Origin of the sequence: Pectobacterium sp. F1-1, assembly GCF_025643735.1 — a bacterium.
In the GTDB taxonomy this organism is placed as follows: Bacteria; Pseudomonadota; Gammaproteobacteria; order Enterobacterales; family Enterobacteriaceae; genus Pectobacterium; species Pectobacterium colocasium.
In genome coordinates, this window is the sequence record NZ_CP104733.1 from 4,568,805 (window position 1) to 4,587,135 (window position 18,331).

General features: G+C 45.9%; 20 protein-coding genes. 12 read left to right on the forward strand and 8 right to left on the reverse strand.

Annotated features, from left to right (window positions below):
- The first annotated feature begins 271 nt into the window (after positions 1–271).
- The 9 genes from rfaQ to coaD all read left to right on the forward strand — a co-directional run bounded on the left by rfaQ (position 272) and on the right by coaD (position 9,238).
- Positions 272–1,342: a lipopolysaccharide core heptosyltransferase RfaQ gene (rfaQ, locus tag NAL19_RS20520; protein WP_263058300.1), complete on the forward strand. Its 1,071-nt coding sequence runs from the start codon at positions 272–274 to the stop codon at positions 1,340–1,342.
- Entirely contained in the window at positions 1,339–2,454 is a 1,116-nt protein-coding gene (locus tag NAL19_RS20525; protein ID WP_263058301.1) for a glycosyltransferase family 4 protein, read from the forward strand. The genes rfaQ and NAL19_RS20525 overlap by 4 nt, the downstream gene beginning before the upstream one ends.
- A gap of 77 nt (positions 2,455–2,531) precedes the next feature.
- Complete coding sequence (waaO, locus tag NAL19_RS20530; protein WP_263058302.1) at positions 2,532–3,551, forward strand: lipopolysaccharide 3-alpha-galactosyltransferase; 1,020 nt, start codon at positions 2,532–2,534, stop codon at positions 3,549–3,551.
- Between the two features lie 2 nt (positions 3,552–3,553).
- Positions 3,554–4,342: a glycosyltransferase family 25 protein gene (locus NAL19_RS20535; RefSeq protein ID WP_052326055.1), complete on the forward strand. Its 789-nt coding sequence runs from the start codon at positions 3,554–3,556 to the stop codon at positions 4,340–4,342.
- A gap of 57 nt (positions 4,343–4,399) precedes the next feature.
- Positions 4,400–5,440 carry a glycosyltransferase family 2 protein gene (locus tag NAL19_RS20540; protein ID WP_158606105.1) on the forward strand — a complete coding sequence of 347 codons (1,041 nt, stop codon included), beginning with the start codon at positions 4,400–4,402 and terminating at the stop codon, positions 5,438–5,440.
- 62 nt (positions 5,441–5,502) lie between these two features.
- The gene (locus NAL19_RS20545; RefSeq protein ID WP_039498438.1) at positions 5,503–6,273 is read left to right on the forward strand and encodes a glycosyltransferase family 2 protein; all 771 of its coding nucleotides are present in this window, start codon (positions 5,503–5,505) and stop codon (positions 6,271–6,273) included.
- Between the two features lie 79 nt (positions 6,274–6,352).
- Positions 6,353–7,213: a glycosyltransferase family 32 protein gene (locus NAL19_RS20550; protein ID WP_263058303.1), complete on the forward strand. Its 861-nt coding sequence runs from the start codon at positions 6,353–6,355 to the stop codon at positions 7,211–7,213.
- A 225-nt stretch (positions 7,214–7,438) separates the two neighbouring features.
- The gene (gene waaA, locus NAL19_RS20555) at positions 7,439–8,716 is read left to right on the forward strand and encodes a lipid IV(A) 3-deoxy-D-manno-octulosonic acid transferase (protein ID WP_225086206.1); all 1,278 of its coding nucleotides are present in this window, start codon (positions 7,439–7,441) and stop codon (positions 8,714–8,716) included.
- A 36-nt stretch (positions 8,717–8,752) separates the two neighbouring features.
- The gene (coaD, locus tag NAL19_RS20560) at positions 8,753–9,238 is read left to right on the forward strand and encodes a pantetheine-phosphate adenylyltransferase (protein WP_225088241.1); all 486 of its coding nucleotides are present in this window, start codon (positions 8,753–8,755) and stop codon (positions 9,236–9,238) included.
- Positions 9,239–9,247: 9 nt separating this feature from the next.
- Here the strand turns inward: coaD and NAL19_RS20565 are convergent, their stop codons facing one another.
- The 6 genes from NAL19_RS20565 to radC form a co-directional block, all read right to left on the reverse strand.
- Complete coding sequence (locus NAL19_RS20565) at positions 9,248–10,321, reverse strand: glycosyltransferase family 4 protein (protein WP_225086207.1); 1,074 nt, start codon at positions 10,319–10,321, stop codon at positions 9,248–9,250.
- A gap of 48 nt (positions 10,322–10,369) precedes the next feature.
- Positions 10,370–11,179, reverse strand: a complete 810-nt coding sequence (gene mutM, locus NAL19_RS20570) for a bifunctional DNA-formamidopyrimidine glycosylase/DNA-(apurinic or apyrimidinic site) lyase (protein WP_225086208.1) — start codon at positions 11,177–11,179, stop codon at positions 10,370–10,372.
- A gap of 25 nt (positions 11,180–11,204) precedes the next feature.
- Positions 11,205–12,578: a DUF6880 family protein gene (locus tag NAL19_RS20575; protein ID WP_225086209.1), complete on the reverse strand. Its 1,374-nt coding sequence runs from the start codon at positions 12,576–12,578 to the stop codon at positions 11,205–11,207.
- A 133-nt stretch (positions 12,579–12,711) separates the two neighbouring features.
- Complete coding sequence (gene rpmG, locus NAL19_RS20580) at positions 12,712–12,879, reverse strand: 50S ribosomal protein L33 (RefSeq protein ID WP_002442576.1); 168 nt, start codon at positions 12,877–12,879, stop codon at positions 12,712–12,714.
- A gap of 11 nt (positions 12,880–12,890) precedes the next feature.
- The gene (rpmB, locus tag NAL19_RS20585) at positions 12,891–13,127 is read right to left on the reverse strand and encodes a 50S ribosomal protein L28 (protein ID WP_005967968.1); all 237 of its coding nucleotides are present in this window, start codon (positions 13,125–13,127) and stop codon (positions 12,891–12,893) included.
- A 237-nt stretch (positions 13,128–13,364) separates the two neighbouring features.
- Complete coding sequence (gene radC, locus NAL19_RS20590; protein ID WP_263058304.1) at positions 13,365–14,030, reverse strand: RadC family protein; 666 nt, start codon at positions 14,028–14,030, stop codon at positions 13,365–13,367.
- A 153-nt stretch (positions 14,031–14,183) separates the two neighbouring features.
- Here radC and coaBC point away from each other — a divergent pair, with 153 nt between their 5' ends.
- The 3 genes from coaBC to slmA all read left to right on the forward strand — a co-directional run bounded on the left by coaBC (position 14,184) and on the right by slmA (position 16,623).
- Entirely contained in the window at positions 14,184–15,461 is a 1,278-nt protein-coding gene (gene coaBC, locus NAL19_RS20595; protein ID WP_411561410.1) for a bifunctional phosphopantothenoylcysteine decarboxylase/phosphopantothenate--cysteine ligase CoaBC, read from the forward strand.
- Positions 15,439–15,897 carry a dUTP diphosphatase gene (gene dut, locus NAL19_RS20600; protein WP_225086211.1) on the forward strand — a complete coding sequence of 153 codons (459 nt, stop codon included), beginning with the start codon at positions 15,439–15,441 and terminating at the stop codon, positions 15,895–15,897. Before coaBC ends, dut begins: the two co-directional genes overlap by 23 nt.
- A 129-nt stretch (positions 15,898–16,026) precedes the next feature.
- Complete coding sequence (gene slmA / locus NAL19_RS20605; RefSeq protein WP_263058305.1) at positions 16,027–16,623, forward strand: nucleoid occlusion factor SlmA; 597 nt, start codon at positions 16,027–16,029, stop codon at positions 16,621–16,623.
- A gap of 227 nt (positions 16,624–16,850) precedes the next feature.
- On the opposite strand, the gene pyrE is transcribed toward slmA, so the two are convergent.
- Positions 16,851–17,492: an orotate phosphoribosyltransferase gene (gene pyrE / locus NAL19_RS20610; RefSeq protein ID WP_263058306.1), complete on the reverse strand. Its 642-nt coding sequence runs from the start codon at positions 17,490–17,492 to the stop codon at positions 16,851–16,853.
- Positions 17,493–17,582: 90 nt separating this feature from the next.
- Positions 17,583–18,299, reverse strand: coding sequence for a ribonuclease PH (gene rph / locus NAL19_RS20615; RefSeq protein ID WP_225086214.1), 717 nt, complete (start codon positions 18,297–18,299; stop codon positions 17,583–17,585).
- Between the last annotated feature and the right edge of the window lie 32 nt (positions 18,300–18,331).

Below are 18,331 nucleotides of genomic sequence, written 5' to 3' on the forward strand. Positions count from 1 at the left end.
TCTTTTCGAAAAACGAGGAAGGGCATGACAACACAAAACCATCGGTGGTCGGGAACCTCCGAGTAAAGGTAACCTCTGCGCAGCTTTCAAGATGACGGGTATAATATTAATTACTACTGTGAGAGGGGTGTGGGTTTTAGTACCATAAAGGAAAAATTAGCTATCCATGCTGTCGCGCCACATGGATAGAATCAGTCTTTTGGTCGCTGTTGAGCCAAGGCGGTAGCGTGCCTGTAAAAATCATAACTTTTGATGACATGAAGGAAAACGAGTGAGTCAACGCATCATCTCTTATCGCCGAATTCTCGTGGTGAAGCTTAGATATCATGGCGATATGCTGCTGACCACTCCGCTCATCAGCACACTGAAAGCTAATTATCCTGAGGCTAAAATCGACGTATTACTCTATCAGGATACGATGCCCATTCTCTCCGCCAATCCAGAGATCAATCAGCTTTATGGGTTGAAGAGAAAAACGAAGACGCTCTCCGAGAAAGTGCGTAATTTCACCGATGTCAGAAAAACACTGAAAAAAAATAAGTACGACCTCATCGTTAATCTTGCGGATCAGTGGCCGATTGCGTTGTTAGTACAATCCTTAGGTGGACGTAGCATTGCGCTCGATCGCGGTAATAAGCTGAAGGGTAAAATCTGGCGTTTGTTTTTCGACCACTGTGTACCGCCAATAGGCGCACATATTGTTGAACAAAATCTCTATTTACTTACGCCGCTAGCGCTACCAGCATCGAATACCGTTTCACGACTATCACTGCATTATCATCAAGACGATGCCAAACGTATTTTTAACCACTGTCCGACGCTGTTAACACAGCCTTATGTCGTCATCCAGCCCACAACGCGTCAATATTATAAATTTTGGGATAACGACAAGTTCGCTCAGGTGATTGACTATCTTAAAGAAAAAAATCTGGAAGTCGTGTTAACGTGCGGTCCATCGGAAGAGGATTTATCTGTCGTTCGCGATATTTATTCACAGTGCATTCATAAACCTGAGATGTCATTTGCGGGCAAAACGAGCTTTCCGGAACTGGCGGCGTTAATCGACAATGCCGTGCTATATATTGGCGTAGATTCAGCCCCAATGCACATGGCTGCCGCATTAAATACGCCACTCGTCAGCTTATTTGGCCCAACAGACTACAAGGTATGGCGTCCGTGGTGCGAACACTATAAACAGATTTGGGCAGGGGAATATCAACCGATGCCAGCTCACTATAACTATGATCAGACGGTTAAGTATTTGTCCTGCATCCCTGCGGAAGATGTCATTTTGGCCTCAGAACAGATGCTGAATATCACGTCGCAAAGAGATGCCCAATGAAAATCGCATTCTGCGTCTACAAATTCTTTCCTTTCGGCGGGCTACAGCGGGATTTTCTGAGCATCGCACAAACTTGCCAAAAACAAGGCCACAATATTCGTGTTTACACTAGCGAATGGCAAGGCGACAAACCTGAAGGGTTTGAGATCATTCTCGTGCCCATCTCTGGATTGGGAAATCATACTCGCCATCGCCGTTTTTCCGACTGGATACAACGCCATTTACAACAGCATCCTGTCGATCGCGTTGTCGGATTTAGCAAAATGCCAGGACTGGACTTCTACTATGCCGCAGAAGGATGTACGGCAGAAAAGGCGGTTCAGGAAAAAGGCTTCTTTTATCGGTTAACACCACGCTGCCGAGGATATGTGGCACTTGAACGCGACGTGTTCGACAGAAACAGTCGCACGCGTATGCTGATGCTAACACCGAGGCAAATTGCCCATTTTCAGAAGCATTACGGCACACAAGATGAACGCTTTTTTATGCTACCACCGGGGATTTCACGGGATAGAAAATACAGCACGCGTTCTCCAGATACGCGTTCTCGGTTTCGTCAACAGCACCATCTGGATGAAAACGGATTTGTTCTGTTGCAAGTCGGTTCCGATTTCAAACGCAAAGGTGTTGGCCGCAGCCTGAGCGCGATTGCCAGCCTGCCAGAGGAAATACGCAAACACGTTGCCTTTCTGGTGGTCGGTCAGGACGATCCAAAACCGTTTCAACAACAAGCGGAACAGCTCGGTATTGGTAAACAGATCCACTTTTTCTCTGGCCGAGATGACATTCCTGACTTCATGGTAGCCGCAGACTTGTTACTGCATCCGGCACATCAGGAAGCCGCAGGCATCGTTTTGCTTGAGGCTATTGCGGCGGGGTTACCGATACTGGTTACCGATGCGTGCGGTTATGCGTTTTACATTGAGCGCTCACAGGCTGGACAAGTCATCCCCGAACCTTTTAACCAGATAGCGTTGAACCACGCGTTGTCACATGCACTTAGTCAGCCAGAAACGCTGAAACAGTGGGCAGAAAATGCCCGCCACTTTGCCGACACGGAAGATATTTATAGCCTGCCAGAAAAGGCGGCGCAGTTGATTATCGAATCATAATGATAAATAAAAACATATTCTGACCTGTTTCTTACAACACGTTATTCTCTTCGCTATTCATCCAACACGGTAAGCTCATGTACTTTGACAAAGAAAAAGTCATAAAAACTGTACACTCATTCTCCTATACTAAAAACGATGCCGAGTTAGACATAGCCTTTGGCACGGATGAAAAATTCATTTATGGCTGCGCCATCGCTATCGCATCTATTTTATTAAAGAATCCCGATTACTGTTTATCCTTCCACGTGTTTACCGACAAACTCAGTGATGGTGATAAAGCCAGATTTCAAGAGATGGCAGAGCAATACAATACAACTATTAACATTTATATCGTTGATTGCACTTGGTTAAAAACGTTACCAGAAACAAAACTCTGGAGCTATGCCATTTATTTCCGCTTTATTATTGCCGACTATTTCTATCAGATACTCGATAGAGTTCTCTACCTTGATGCGGACATTATATGTAATGGCTCGTTGCAAGAATTAATAAAATTAGATATTAGTAGCCATATTGCCGCTGCTGTTTTAGATGGTGATAGCCGTTGGTGGGAAAACCGTGCACAAAAACTTCAACATCCTGAACTCAGCAATGGTTACTTTAACTCCGGCGTTTTGTTAATTGGAATCAATAACTGGCATCAGGCCGCTGTAACAGAAAATAGCATGCGTTTTCTGATCGATCCAGAGATGAAGCAAGTCATTACCCATCCGGATCAGGATGCTTTAAATATACTTTTGGCAGGGGATTTTTACAAACTGGATAATAAATACAACACCCAGTTCAGTATCAATTATGAGTTAAAATATAGTAACGGCGAGTCGGCGCCAACACCTATATCCACAGAGACTATTTTTATTCATTATATCGGCCCCACTAAGCCATGGCATAAATGGGCGGCCAATTACACTTGTACAAAATACTTTTTAAAAGCCAAAGACAATTCGCCATGGCGAAATGAGCCTCTCTTAGAGGCAGTAACTGCAAGTAATATGCGATATTGTGCTAAGCATCAGTTTCATAATAGAAAATATATAAAAGGCGTAAAAATTTATGCCAAGTATTTTTTCATTAAAGCATTCTTTGGAAAGTAAAAATGGAAAAGAATAAAATTCCAGTATTCATTGTATCTTTAGCTAAAGACACCGACAGAAGAAAATCCATCGCTGAATCGCTTAAAAAAGAGAGTATTGATTTTGAGTTTATTGACGCGATACTAGGTTCTGATCTACCAAGAGAGGAACTAGACAGGATTAAGGCTAGTTCGCCAAAAGAGTTTAATCCAACGGTATCGGAAATAGGATGCTCTTTAAGCCATCAAAAAATATATTCTAGAATAATTAATGATAACATAGAGTGGTCTATTATTTTGGAAGATGATGCTATTGTTGATTCATCATTAAAAAATTTTATAGATGGCTTATCTGGACATGATAGAGAAAAGCTAAATAAATATGCGTTATATATACTTGGTGGGCAAGAAGGGTTAGAGCAAAGAAGAAAAGCATCCTTATCATTTTTTAATAAGCAAGTAATTAACGGCGTAATATGTAGGAAATTAATCTACAAACCGGCTTACATAACAAGAGCATGTTGTTATCTTATCAGCAATGAGTTAGCAAAAAACTTTCATGAAGAATTCAATAGAAATTATTACATAGCTGATAAATGGGATTATTTATATAAAAAAGGATGTTTCAGAGAGCTATATTTTTCAGAGATAATACGTCACCCCATTGTTAGCATATATAATAGTAACATTGAGAAAGAGAGGCAATTAAATCTGCAAAAAGAAAAAAGGAGTAGAAAAAAAGGGACGATGGAAAAGAACATCAATTTATTCTTCTTTCTTATAAAGAAGTTTTTACGTTCCTTAAAATGCTAAATATTATACAGTTATCGGAAAACTAATTCCTTATAATTCTCTATTATGACCATACAAATGACAATGCCATTATTATCTGTAATTGTACCAGTATTCAATTCTGAAAAATATCTTGACAAATGTTTGTTGAGTATAATAAATCAAACATTTAAAGATATTGAAATAGTATGCATAGACGATGGCTCAACTGATAGATCTTTATCTATACTATTAAAATACTCGGATTTAGATAATAGGATAAAAGTCATATCCCAAAGAAACTCAGGAATAGCCTATACTCGGAATGTAGGGTTAAAAAACTCTACAGCAAAATATATTACGTTTGTTGACTCAGATGATTATATAGAATTAAACACATATGAATACGCATTAGATTTTTTCCAAGACCCTCATATTGATATAGTTCATTGGGGGGTCAATTTAGTCAAAGAAAATGAAAACGCAATAGCTTATTCTGATGAATACACAACACATAAGTTTACAGGAAAAAAAGAAATAAACTGTCATATAATAAAAAAAATGGATGTTTATTTATGGAATAAAATAATAAAAAAAGAAATCATAATAGATAATGACATTCAATTCCCTTCAGGATTATTATATGAAGACCATGTTTTTTTACTAATGTATTTAATATATTCTAATAACATTTACTTTATAAAAGAAAGATTATATTATTATGTTAGCCATCAATCATCTATAATGAATGAAGTATTAAAAAAGTCAGATAAATCACAAGAGCAATTGGATTGTTTTAAGTACTTTTTCGGCTACATGAAAAATAAAAATCGCCTTGTAGAAAACAAAGATATCATCATTGATTATTTACAGCATGTAATAGGTTTTTCGTATGAGTTCTCAAAAAAAGAAAACATTAAAAAATTGCTAGAGAAATCACGAGATATGATATTTGAACTAAAATTAGATAATATATACCCAGATGACAAAGTTATAATAAACATAAAAAACAGGCATTTTTATAAAATACCAGGAGTAAATTATTACACATTGAAACAAAAAATATTCTCTTATAGAAACACAGAGAAACATCACGTTATATATTTTCTATTCATAAAGATAAAAATAAGAAAAAAATAACAAATAGATTATTAAATAATAACATCATATTTTCTTTTCATAACTTTCCTCCATTTGACAACATGAAAAAAAATCTATCTGCCTTACTAATCACAAAAAACGAATCCGAACTAATAGAAGAGTGCCTGCGCTCTGTTAGCTGGGCGGATGAGATTATTGTCGTCGATTCTGGCAGTACCGATTCTACGGTAGAAATAGCTCATCGATATGGCGCAAAAGTCTATCAACATAATGACTGGCCGGGGTATGGTAAACAAAGGCAACGGGCGCAGGGTTATGCTAGTGGAGACTATGTTTTTTTCATTGATGCCGATGAAAGAATTACCCCTGAATTACGCCAATCCATTGAAAAAATATTACTCCAATCCCATCTAGACGATAAAATCGTTTACTCCTTCGCGAGGAAAAATCTCTTCCTTGGTCGCTTTATGAAACATAGTGGTTGGTATCCCGATAAGGTAATCCGGCTCTATGCAAATAAACACTACCAATACAATGACAACAACGTGCATGAATCATTGAATTGCGGCGATGCCCCTGTTCAACATTTATATGGAGATCTTAAGCATTTAACCTGCCGTGATTTCTCAGTATTCCAGGAAAAGCAGTTGCGCTATGCTGTTGCGTGGGCAAGAGAACGTCATGAGAAAGGAAGATCTTGCCGCTATTCTGAGATATTTACTCATTCTATATTTTCATTCTTAAAGACTTGGATCTTCAGAGCAGGTTTTTTGGATGGGAAACAAGGATTGCTGCTCGCATTTGTTAACGCTCAATATACATTTAATAAGTATACAGCGTTATGGTCACTGAATAACAAAACTAGAAAATAAGAATCACGATCACTATATAATTTCTATTATTAAATAATTTCTATTATTAAATAATTTCTTTACCAAGGACGACACAGTGATGAAAATACCTAAAAAAATCCATCAGATATATACTAAAGGCGTACATGATCTGCCTAAAGAAATTTTAGTGTCTGTGGATAAATTAAGAGAGCGGAATCCGGGATGGGAGTATTATTTCTACGATGAAAATAGCATAATTGAATATATAGAAAAACATTACGGAAAAGAGACGCTGAATATTTATTTAAGTATAGATCCAAAGTATGGTGCGGCCAGAGCTGATTTATTTCGCTATCTTTTGATTTACATCGAGGGTGGTGTCTATTTGGATATTAAAAGCTCATGTTCAATCCCACTCGATGAAGCCATTAAAGAAGATTGTGAAGTATTGCTATGCAGTTGGGATAATAAGAAATATGGCTGCGATAGAAATATGGGGATACACAAAGAGTTAAAATTCTTAAAATGTGGGGAGTACCAACAATGGAACATAATTGCAGTACCCGGCTCTCCTTATATTAAGTCTGCTCTAGACGAAGTTGTTTATAGATTAACAAACTACAAGCCCTGGATTTATGGTGTAGGGATGAAAGGTGTGTTAAATACCACAGGCCCTATTCCATTTTCTGTTGGCATTGAAAAAATCAATAAAACTGAATTTTTCCATCATGAAGAAAATCATCGTAATATAGGATTAACATACCGTAATGTTGCCGAAGAAACACTAAGGCAACTTAACAGAAATCACTACAGTAAGCTTAAAGACTCTATTGTTATTCTGGAAGGAATAGATAAGTTATATTATCGATTATGGTTGTTTTTTCTTTACCCTTTGCAGCGGCTAAAGAAAAATATTATTAATGAAAGCAAAGGCATCACAAGAAAAATGAAACGTACATTCCTTAAAAACTCAAAATAGATACCAACACCTCATAATTAAGGTGCGTGTGGATTATAGTTGGCTCTTCTGGCTTGTTCGGTTGTCCGTTTCCCGTATTAGATTCAACGATTGCGGCCATGTGCACATCCGCCTGCAATTTTTAGGAAAATAGGCTGAGGAATAAACGACATCCGTTTTACAAATAGCCTTATCCTCACGAACCCGATAAAATCATCCCAGCGATAACCGATAACAGTAAACCTTATGCTACAAACTCTCTACACCATTATCCTGTACCTCATCCAACCGTTGATTTGGCTTCGCCTGTGGCTTCGTGGCCGCAAGGCTCCTGCCTATCGTCGGCGCTGGGGTGAACGCTACGGTTTTTGTGCAGAGAAGGTTAAGCCAGACGGTATCATGCTGCATTCGGTGTCGGTGGGTGAAACGCTGGCTGCCATTCCCCTAGTGAGAGCGCTGCGCCATCGTTACCCCAATCTGCCGATCACAGTAACAACCATGACGCCAACCGGTTCCGAGCGCGTGCGTTCCGCTTTTGGCGACACGGTCTATCACGTTTACCTGCCTTATGATTTGCCCAGCGCTCTGAAACGCTTTTTTGACCAGGTTCGTCCGAAAATCGTCATCATTATGGAAACAGAGCTATGGCCAAACCTGATTGCAGAGCTGCATAAACGTGACATTCCGCTGGTTATTGCAAACGCAAGGCTGTCAGAGCGATCTGCGGCGGGTTATAAGAAAATAGGCAAGCTAATGCGCCATATCTTGCAGCGCATTACCCTCGTTGCCGCACAGAATCAGGAAGACGGGAATCGATTTATCGATCTTGGCCTGAAGCGCTCAAGCCTGAAAGTGACCGGCAGTCTTAAATTTGATATTTCTGTGACGCCGGAACTGGCGGCACGTGCGGTGACATTACGCCGACAATGGGCGCCGCGCCGCCCAGTATGGATCGCTACCAGTACACACGAAGGTGAGGAAGCGATCGTTCTGGCCGCTCATCGACAACTGCTTGCTACCTACCCTGATTTATTACTGATTCTTGTGCCCCGCCATCCGGAACGTTTCGCAACCACTCAATCATTGGCGGAAAATCTGGGATTTACCTATACGCTGCGCAGCAGTGGTGAACAGCCTTCAGCCAGCACTCAGGTCGTGATTGGGGACACCATGGGTGAGTTGATGTTGTTGTACGGCATCGCCGATCTGGCGTTTGTCGGTGGAAGTCTGGTTGAACGAGGCGGGCATAATCCACTAGAAGCCGCAGCCCATGCTATTCCGGTATTGATGGGGCCACACACGTTCAATTTCAAAGACATCTGTAACAAGCTAGACCAGGCCGACGGATTGATTACCGTGACCGATGCAGACTCGCTTGGCAAAGAAGTAGGGAAACTGCTCGCTGACGAAGACTATCGCCTCTACTATGGTCGACACGCCGTGGAAGTGTTACACCAAAACCAGGGCGCACTACAGATGCTGCTTACGCTCCTGGAACCTTATTTGCCCCAGCGGACGCAGTAAAGTCGCTACCGAGACAGTGAATGAAGGGCTGACGTGATGACAACCAAAGCGATTTACCCCGGAACGTTCGATCCATTAACCAATGGTCACTTGGATCTGCTGACGCGTGCATCACGACTGTTCGATCATGTGGTACTGGCCATCGCCGCCAGCCCGAGCAAGCATACGCTTTTCACTCTGGATGAACGCGTGTCACTGGCAAAAGGGGCGACCCAGCATTTATCGAATGTCGACGTCATTGGCTTCAGCGATCTCATGGCACACTTCGCACAGCAACAAAACGCCACTATTCTCGTACGCGGTTTGCGAGCCGTTGCCGATTTCGAATATGAACTCCAGCTCGCGAAAATGAATCATCACCTGATGCCTACGCTCGAAAGCGTTTTTCTGATGCCATCGGAAGAGTGGTCGTTTATTTCATCTTCTCTGGTCAAAGAAGTCGCTCGTCACGGCGGTGACGTATCACATTTCTTACCCGATGCCATCGTGAGTGCTTTAATGGAAAAATTGAAAATATCTTAATTGTTAGATTTACTCTGTCACAATACGGATCAAATTTTCGGTGTTTGTATCGCGACCAAATCGTGCTCTGACATCTTTTTTTCCGACTTCGGCATAAGCTCGGATAACGTCTTTATTTGACAAGGCCGACGCGATGGCCTTTACCCATGCCTGCGGTTCATTAGACGACACAACTATACCAGTAACACCATCCTGCACTGTTTCCGGTAAACCACCTTCGTTGCTTATAATGACGGGAACAGCCAATCCTAGCGCCTCTATTTGCGCCATCCCAAGCGGCTCCCTTGTCGATGGCATTACCAGAATGTCCGCGCATTTCAGTGCAGCAGCAACGGAGCTAAGCTCACCAATCCAGACATGCTGTTGCAAATTGCGGCTAGCTATATCTTTTTGCAACGGCTCAGCATTACCACCGCCTGCAATCACATAGCGCAAATTAGGCGAATGCAGTACAAGCTCACTCAATGCGGCAAGAATAATGCCATGTCCTTTTTCCTCACGCAGCATTCCGAGCTGGATGATCACATCCCCTTCTCCTTCACCCAACCATGCTGCAAATGAGTCAGAGAGCGGTAAATTCACTTCCCTATCCAATTTCTCAAATGCAATGCCAGGATACACAACTTCAATCTGCTTACCTGGGAAATGAGGTCTGACCTTTTCAGCCATAAATTGGCTTGGCACCATAACTAAATCGATAGGGAGAAAGCAGCTTAACGGATTAGGTTTTCTATTCGTGTAGTAGGTACGTGAGCGAATAATTTTCGGTCGATTAAGCAATGTTAGAACCGCAATACACAAATTATTAGCGTCGTGTCCACTATGGCAAATACAAGCAAGTGGACGTTGACGTTTTATTTCATTTCGTATTCCACGAACAGTAGGTAAATGACAACTATTACGAAACGGTAAATTAATCACAGATAGACCACGAGCCCGAGCTTCATCATTTATGCGACCTTTCTCACTACAAAAGAGGTTGGTAGTAAATCCCCGAGCATTCAACGATTCCATTTGCTGTAAAAGCTGCCACTCTTGCCCCCCCATATTCTTTGAGCTTTCAAGGAAAAAGACTGTACCCATATTGATTTCCATAGTCTGAATTGATTTTTATTATTTACTAATAGGTGGTTAACGTTGACAACGGTGGCAGAAAAACGTGCTACGTTGCCCATGTTTCGCGGTTTCGATCGGTGTCCCACATGTCCGGCAAGGTTCACCATTGCGGCCATAGACTCGCAGTTCCTGAGCGAAATAGCCGGGTTTACCGTCTGACTGCAAAAAGTCACGCAGCGTCGTTCCACCTTGCTCAATCGAAAGCTGTAGCACCTGCTTAATCACGTTCACTAATACGGCTGCATCGTTTTCATTTAACGATCCGGCGGCTCTGTCAGGGTGGATACCCGCAGCAAACAGCGATTCGCTCGCATAGATATTGCCTACGCCAACCACCACTTTGTTATCCATAATCCACTGTTTGATTGCCGTTTTTTTACCGCGCGAGGCCTGATAGAGATAGTCCGCAGAGAATTCCGCCTCTAACGGCTCCGGCCCCAGATGCGCCAATACCGAGCAGGTTTCCGGATTATCCGTCCACAGCCAGGCACCAAAGCGCCGGGGATCGGTGTAACGCAGCACTTTGCCACTGTCCATCACCAAATCAACATGATCGTGTTTCTCCGGCTCGCTATATTCCGGCAGTACCCGCAGGCTGCCCGACATGCCGAGATGCACAATAATCCAGCCGCGAGTCAGTTCAATCAGCAGGTATTTTGCCCGCCGACGCACGCTGCGCACCGGCTCATCGCTCAGCGAGAGGATCTCAGCCGACACCGGCCAGCGCAAGCGCGTATTCCTAACCTCAGCATACAGAATGGTATGATCGACAAGATAGGGTGAAATCCCCCGACGACTGGTTTCAACCTCAGGTAATTCAGGCATATTCTCTCTCTGGAAGATATCTCAATTATTGCAAACGCTGCCAGAATGAATATTTCCGACCATGTTGCTGTTTTAGCTGCTCTTGATACTCGCCCCACTCCGATAAAGGTGCATGGCTTGTGAGCTGAGAAGCCAGTTTGTCCAATTTACGATAGTACGTCGCCGCATGATCATAAGCCTTACTGCGCCCAGAAGATAAAATATCGTCGAGTAGTAGACGATAACAAGCAACTTCAGCCAGAAATGCGTTAGCGCGATGGAATTTATCAGCCCAATCGATCAATCTGCCATAAAAAACAGACAATGAGGATAAATGCTCAATAACTTGTGTTCCTGCTTCTGTATAAGCACATAGAGCGAGTAAGGTATCGATTCTTGTGACGATATCGCTTATCGTGATCGCATTCGTGACAGCCTGACGTTCTAGTGCTTCCCGTTCTTGCTGGTCGGGTAATACCTCCAGTAACGCGCATAACCGATGATAATCAGGGGAACGTTGATAAGCCTCACGCCGTAAAATCAAAAGCGCATTGAGATCGCCAAGCTGCCTATAGGCTTGATCCAGCAAGGCTTGACGTCGGCTTTCGGCATGATGTTGGAACGGTTTCAGTAGCCATTTCAGTGCCGATTGCGCTTCATTGATCGACAGACAAAATTCTACAATACGTAGCTTTTGTAATTCATTAGGTTCTGGAGAGCCCAACAGTATAGAACGCTCAAAGAGCGCTACGTCTTTCAACGCTTCCGCCACACCAGAAATCCCTATCGCGGCATGTGCGGCTCGGAAGTTATATTCTTCGAGAGGAGCATTGATCAGCGCTGCCGCATATTCATGTTCAAAGTCCTGCGCCAGTTGCCGCAACTCTGGCTCGGTAAGTAACGTGCCACTTTGTGCAATCAAATCATCCCACACGGCATAATCGTTCTCGTCATGCCGTTTTTTTACCTCATCAGGCCAATTCCGTGTCTTTCCGCCTTGCGAACGCCACTGGCTTGCCGCCTTAATCCACACACTAAGTGCTGCTGCATAGGCTCCACCAATATCGCCATTTGAATCATCCGCTCGTTCATAGACACGGGAATGTGTAGACATCAGTTGATCAATCAGCGCAAATGCCACTTTCGGCGTGTCGTCAATCAAGTAAGCGATATCACCAACCAGTGCCTCAAGTTCCATGGCAAAGCCATAAGACTGATAATAATCAATAAATTTCTTACCGCGAGTAATGGATGCAATACGCTGTTTTAATGAGGTTTCTTGCATAGCGATATTCTGGCCATGTAACAACATTTCAATACGCTGGTCTACTTTGGGATCTAAACCATAAACTGCTTCAACGAGCAGTAAGAGTTGCGTATGTGGTGTTGCTAACAACAGTTGGTGCAATGTCGAGTCCATGTCTGCGTACCGAATGGTTGTAAGGTCGAAGTACAGGAAATTGGCATAACGCCAGACTGGGTACAAGAAGTAAGACTGAAATATGGGCGAAAAAAAACCCGACCAAGGCCGGGTTTTTATCAAGAAGCAGAAATTACTTAATTTTAGCTTCTTTGTAGACAACGTGCTGACGAACAACTGGATCGAATTTCTTCAGTTCCAATTTTTCCGGCTTAGTACGTTTGTTCTTCGTAGTGGTATAGAAGTGACCAGTACCAGCAGAAGAAACCAGCTTGATCTTCTCGCGAACACCCTTAGCCATGATTCAGTTCCTTAATACTTTTCACCACGGGCACGCAGATCGGCCAGAACCGTCTCAATACCCTTCTTATCAATAACACGCATACCTTTAGCAGATACACGCAGTGTTACAAAGCGCTTCTCGCCTTCAACCCAGAAACGGTGTGAATGCAGGTTCGGCAGAAAACGGCGTTTGGTCGCATTCAGTGCGTGGGAACGGTTGTTCCCGGCCACCGGACGCTTGCCAGTAACTTGGCAGACTCGGGACATGTCTATTCTCCAAAAATCAAATCAGCTCGAGCTTCGTATAGGGTTTGGCCGCCTCGTCAGGCTTTAGAGCCCATCTCAGCAACTTCACTGAAAAGACTCTGTCATCAGGATAAACCTGCTGAGATAGGCTCTTAACGCCACACCCAAGATTCTCAAAGGTGGCGTAGTATACGCTCTGAAGCGTAAGTGCTCAAGTCCCGAACAGCTAAAGATCCCACCGGATCGCGGAAATATCTGTTAAATCCAGCCGCGTTCAGCAAAAGAAACGTATTCGCCATGCCCAATAACCAAATGATCGAGCACGCGGATCTCCATTAACTGACAGGCTTTAACAATCTGTTCGGTTATCGCACGGTCCGCCTGACTCGGCTCCGCTTTTCCCGACGGGTGATTATGCGCCAAAATCAACGCCGCGGCATTTGCCTTTAGCGCTTCACGCACAATTTCACGCGGGTGTACTTCCACGCTGTTAATCGTACCAACAAACATCTCCTGATGGCGAATAACGTGATGCTGATTGTCCAAAAACAGGACTAAAAAAACCTCGCGCTCACGTCGTGACAGCAGTAGCTGCAAATACTCGCCTGTCGCCTGAGGATTCAGCATCGCGTCCTCTTTCGCCAGACGAGAGAAAAACAGCCTACGCGACAGCTCTGCAATCGCCCTGATTTGCGTATATTTCGATATTCCTACGCCTTTGGCGGTATGAAATGCGGATTGATCGGCTGTCATAAGTTGATATAACGACCCGAATTGCGCCAACAACGCTTCCGCCAGCTGCATCACATGCACGCCCGGCAACCCTGTACGTAAAAAAATCGCCAACAATTCAACATCCGTCAGCGATTCGGCCCCTAATCGCACCATTTTTTCACGCGGTGCCAATCCCTTTTCCCAGCCCATAACCCTCTCCCTATACCGCTCGATGGCATCATGTCATGCCCGTAAAAACAGGACGATAGCGGTGACAAAAGGCTGCGAAGCGCTTCGCAATCTTCCTAGGGAAACCGCAGCAGCGACCTTAAGATTCCTATCTGGCTGCAAGGTTATGGTAAAATGGCGCATCTTCTGACTTTCAATCGGACCATGATGATGACGGAATTTTCCAGCCTGAATGCACTCTCCGGCAAACGAATCGTGCTGGGTATCAGCGGCGGTATCGCCGCGTACAAGTGCCCAGAAGTGGTGCGGCGCCTGCGCGATGCCGGAGCCGACGTACGGGTTGTCATGACATCTGCCGCTAAAGCTTTCATCACTCCGCTGACGCTACAAGCTGTCTCCGGTTATCCCGTTTCAGACGACCTGCTTGACCCCGCGGCGGAAGCCTCAATGGGTCACATTGAACTGGGGAAATGGGCTGATTTAGTCATTCTCGCTCCGGCCACCGCCGATCTGATCGCTCGAGTCGCAGCTGGTATGGCGAACGACCTGCTGACCACCATTTGTCTGGCGACCTCTGCCCCCATCGCCGTTGTCCCTGCGATGAATCAGCAGATGTACCGCGCGGAACCCACGCAAGACAACCTGCGCACGCTGGCCGCTCGAGGTTTGCCGATCTGGGGACCGGATAGCGGTAGCCAGGCGTGTGGCGATGTTGGGCCAGGCCGTATGATCGACCCGCTGGAAATTGTTAGGCTGGCGCAGCGTCATTTTTCTGCCATCAACGATCTGCAACATCTCAATATTCTGGTCACCGCCGGGCCAACGAGAGAAGCGCTGGATCCCGTTCGCTTTATCACCAATCACAGCTCCGGGAAAATGGGCTTTGCTATCGCACAGGCCGCGGCTGCCCGTGGTGCTAAGGTCACATTGGTGAGCGGCCCGGTGTCACTCTCCACGCCGCAGGGTGTCACACGCATTGACGTCGGCAGCGCGTTGGAGATGGAGCACGCGGTGATGGAACATGCGGCTCAGCAGCACATCGTGATCGGCTGTGCGGCGGTTGCCGACTATCGCGCCAAACACATCGCCGATGAGAAGATTAAAAAACAGAATCAGCAAGGCGATGAAATGACTCTCACTCTGGTCAAAAATCCAGATATTATCGCCGGTGTTGCAGCCATGACGAAAAATCGTCCTTATGTTGTCGGGTTTGCTGCCGAAACCCAGAATGTGGAAGAATACGCCCGGCAAAAACTGGCGCGTAAAAAGCTGGACTTGATTTGCGCGAACAACGTCTCTCTTTCCGGGCATGGTTTTAACAGTGAAACCAATGCGTTACACCTTTTTTGGCAAGGTGGAGACGTACCGTTGCCGCAGTGTGACAAACGTCTTCTTGGCCAAAAATTAATCGACGAGATTATCAGCCGTTATGATGAAAAAAATCGACGTTAAGATTGTTGACCCACGCGTTGGGCAGCAATTTCCGTTACCAACCTATGCCACTCCGGGTTCTGCCGGACTCGATCTGCGTGCCTGTCTGGATCAGGCAATTGAACTCAAAGCAGGGGAAACGACCCTGATCCCAACCGGGTTGGCGATTCACATTGCCGATACCGGGCTGGCGGCGGTTATCTTGCCCCGCTCCGGACTGGGCCACAAGCACGGCGTGGTGCTGGGGAATCTGGTGGGGCTGATTGATTCGGACTATCAGGGGCAACTGATGGTGTCCGTCTGGAATCGTGGTCAACAAGCGTTTACGGTTGAGCCGGGCGAGCGCATCGCGCAGATGGTCTTTGTGCCCGTCGTTCAGGCTGAATTTAATCTGGTCGACGATTTCGTCAGCAGCGAACGTGGAGAAGGCGGCTTCGGCCACTCCGGCCGTAGCTAACGCGCTCCAGCCACCCCATAGTGTAAAAAATTCCTATAAGCCACAGCGCCTGTCTCTCCAAAAGGAAATGGCTACTGTGGCGCTAACGGGTGCTTGTCAGTCAAATATTTAGCAAGGGTCTTTTCAGACATGGCAGAAAAAGAAAATACGAAAAGGAATCGTCGCGAGGAAATTTTGCAGGCCCTGGCGCAGATGCTGGAATCCAGCGACGGCAGCCAACGCATCACCACGGCAAAACTGGCAGCGAACGTCGGCGTGTCCGAAGCGGCGCTCTACCGGCATTTCCCCAGTAAAACGCGGATGTTTGATAGCCTGATTGAATTTATTGAGGATAGTCTGACCACCCGCATTAACCTGATTCTGCAAGATGAAAAAGAAACGTTTAATCGTCTTCGTCTGATTTTGCTGCTTATTTTAGGGTTTGCGGAACGGAATCCGGGTCTGACTCGCATCATGACCGGCCACGCGCTGATGTTTGAACAGGACCGCTTGCAGGATCGCATCAACCAGCTGTTTGAGCGCATTGAGTCGCAGTTGCGTCAGGTGTTGCGCGAGCATAAGCTGCGCGGCGGACAAAGTTTCCAGCATGATGAAACGCTGTTGGCTAGCCAGCTGTTAGCGTTTTGCGAAGGGATGCTGTCGCGCTTTATTCGCTCGGAGTTCCGTTATCGCCCGACGCAGGAATTCGACACCCGCTGGCCGCTGTTGGCCGCCCAACTGAACTAAGCACCGCCCTTAGATCTTAAAACCCGCCAGACATCTCTGGCGGGTCCGACCGTTGACAAACCTATTTGCCAAAGGAAAACGGGGTAACGGAATAGAAGAGTAAAGCGTTTGCGCCAGGGATGGCGCAATCCGAGCTTACAGGGACGTACTTGTAGCGTCTTTACGATCTATCCGTTACTCCCGCTCTACAGGCTTTGTCCGCAACCTCGGGTTTATAACTCATAACATTAAATCCCGTACTGCTCACGATAGGCTTTCACCGCATCCAGATGCGCTGCCATCTCTGGTTTTTCCGCCAGATAAGCAATCAGCTCCTTCAGCGTAATAATCGAAATCACCTTGCACTGATAGTCACGTTCCACTTCCTGAATCGCAGACAAATCGGCGCGGCCGCGTTCCTGACGATCCAGCGCAATCATCACCCCCGCCAGCGTTGCTCGATGTGCAGCGATGATCTCCATCGATTCGCGAATCGCTGTCCCTGCAGTAATCACGTCATCCACCAGCATCACACGACCCTGTAATGGGCTGCCGACCAGACTACCGCCCTCGCCGTGGTCTTTGGCCTCTTTGCGGTTAAAGCAGTACGGCAGGTCACGATCGTGGTGTTCTGCCAGCGCCACTGCGGCGGTAGTGGCAATCGGAATGCCTTTGTAAGCCGGCCCGAACAGCAAATCGAACGCCACACCGGAATCAACCAGCGCTTCGGCATAAAAACGCCCCAGTAAGGCCAGATCGCGCCCGGTATTAAACAGCCCGGCGTTGAAGAAATAGGGGCTGATACGCCCGGATTTCAGGGTAAACTCGCCGAACTTCAATACCTGCTTGCTGAGTGCAAACTCAATAAACTGGCGCTGGTAGGCTTTCATTACGGCATCTCCTCGTCTTACGAATTAATCACGTTGTTAAGCAATTCATCTATACCCTAAAAAAAAGCGACCAATTGGTCGCTTATAAAATCAATCGATTAAGGCAGCTTTCTGCGCCTGAACGATGGTATCAATTCCCCCTCGGGCCAGCGCCAGCAGGGTCAGCAATTCCTCGTGGCTGAACGGCTCGCCTTCGGCGGTTCCTTGCACTTCAATCATGCGGCCGTCTTCGGTCATCACCACATTCATGTCGGTTTCAGCGGCGGAATCTTCCACATATTCCAGATCGCACAGCGCTTCGCCGTTAACGATACCGACGGAAACCGCCGCGACCATGCCTTTCATCGGGTTCTTCTTCAGCTTGCCGCTGGCAACCATCTGGTTCAGCGCATCGGCCAGCGCTACGCAGGCCCCGGTGATGGACGCCGTACGCGTACCGCCATCCGCCTGCAAGACGTCGCAGTCGAGCGTAATGGTGTATTCGCCAAGCACTTTCAGGTCGATCGCTGCACGTAAGGAACGCGCAATCAGGCGCTGAATCTCCAGCGTCCGCCCGCCCTGTTTGCCTTTAGCGGCTTCGCGAGCGTTGCGGCTGTGCGTCGCACGCGGCAGCATGCCGTATTCGGCGGTGACCCATCCTTGCCCCTGGCCTTTCAGAAAGCGCGGGACACCCTCTTCTACCGTGGCATTGCATAACACTTTGGTGTCGCCAAATTCGACTAAAACGGAACCTTCGGCGTGTTTCGTGTAATGACGGGTTAATTTGAGGGGGCGTACTTGCTGTGCACTTCGGCCTGTTGGGCGCATGGCTCATCTCCGGCGGGTCAATGAAAACTGGC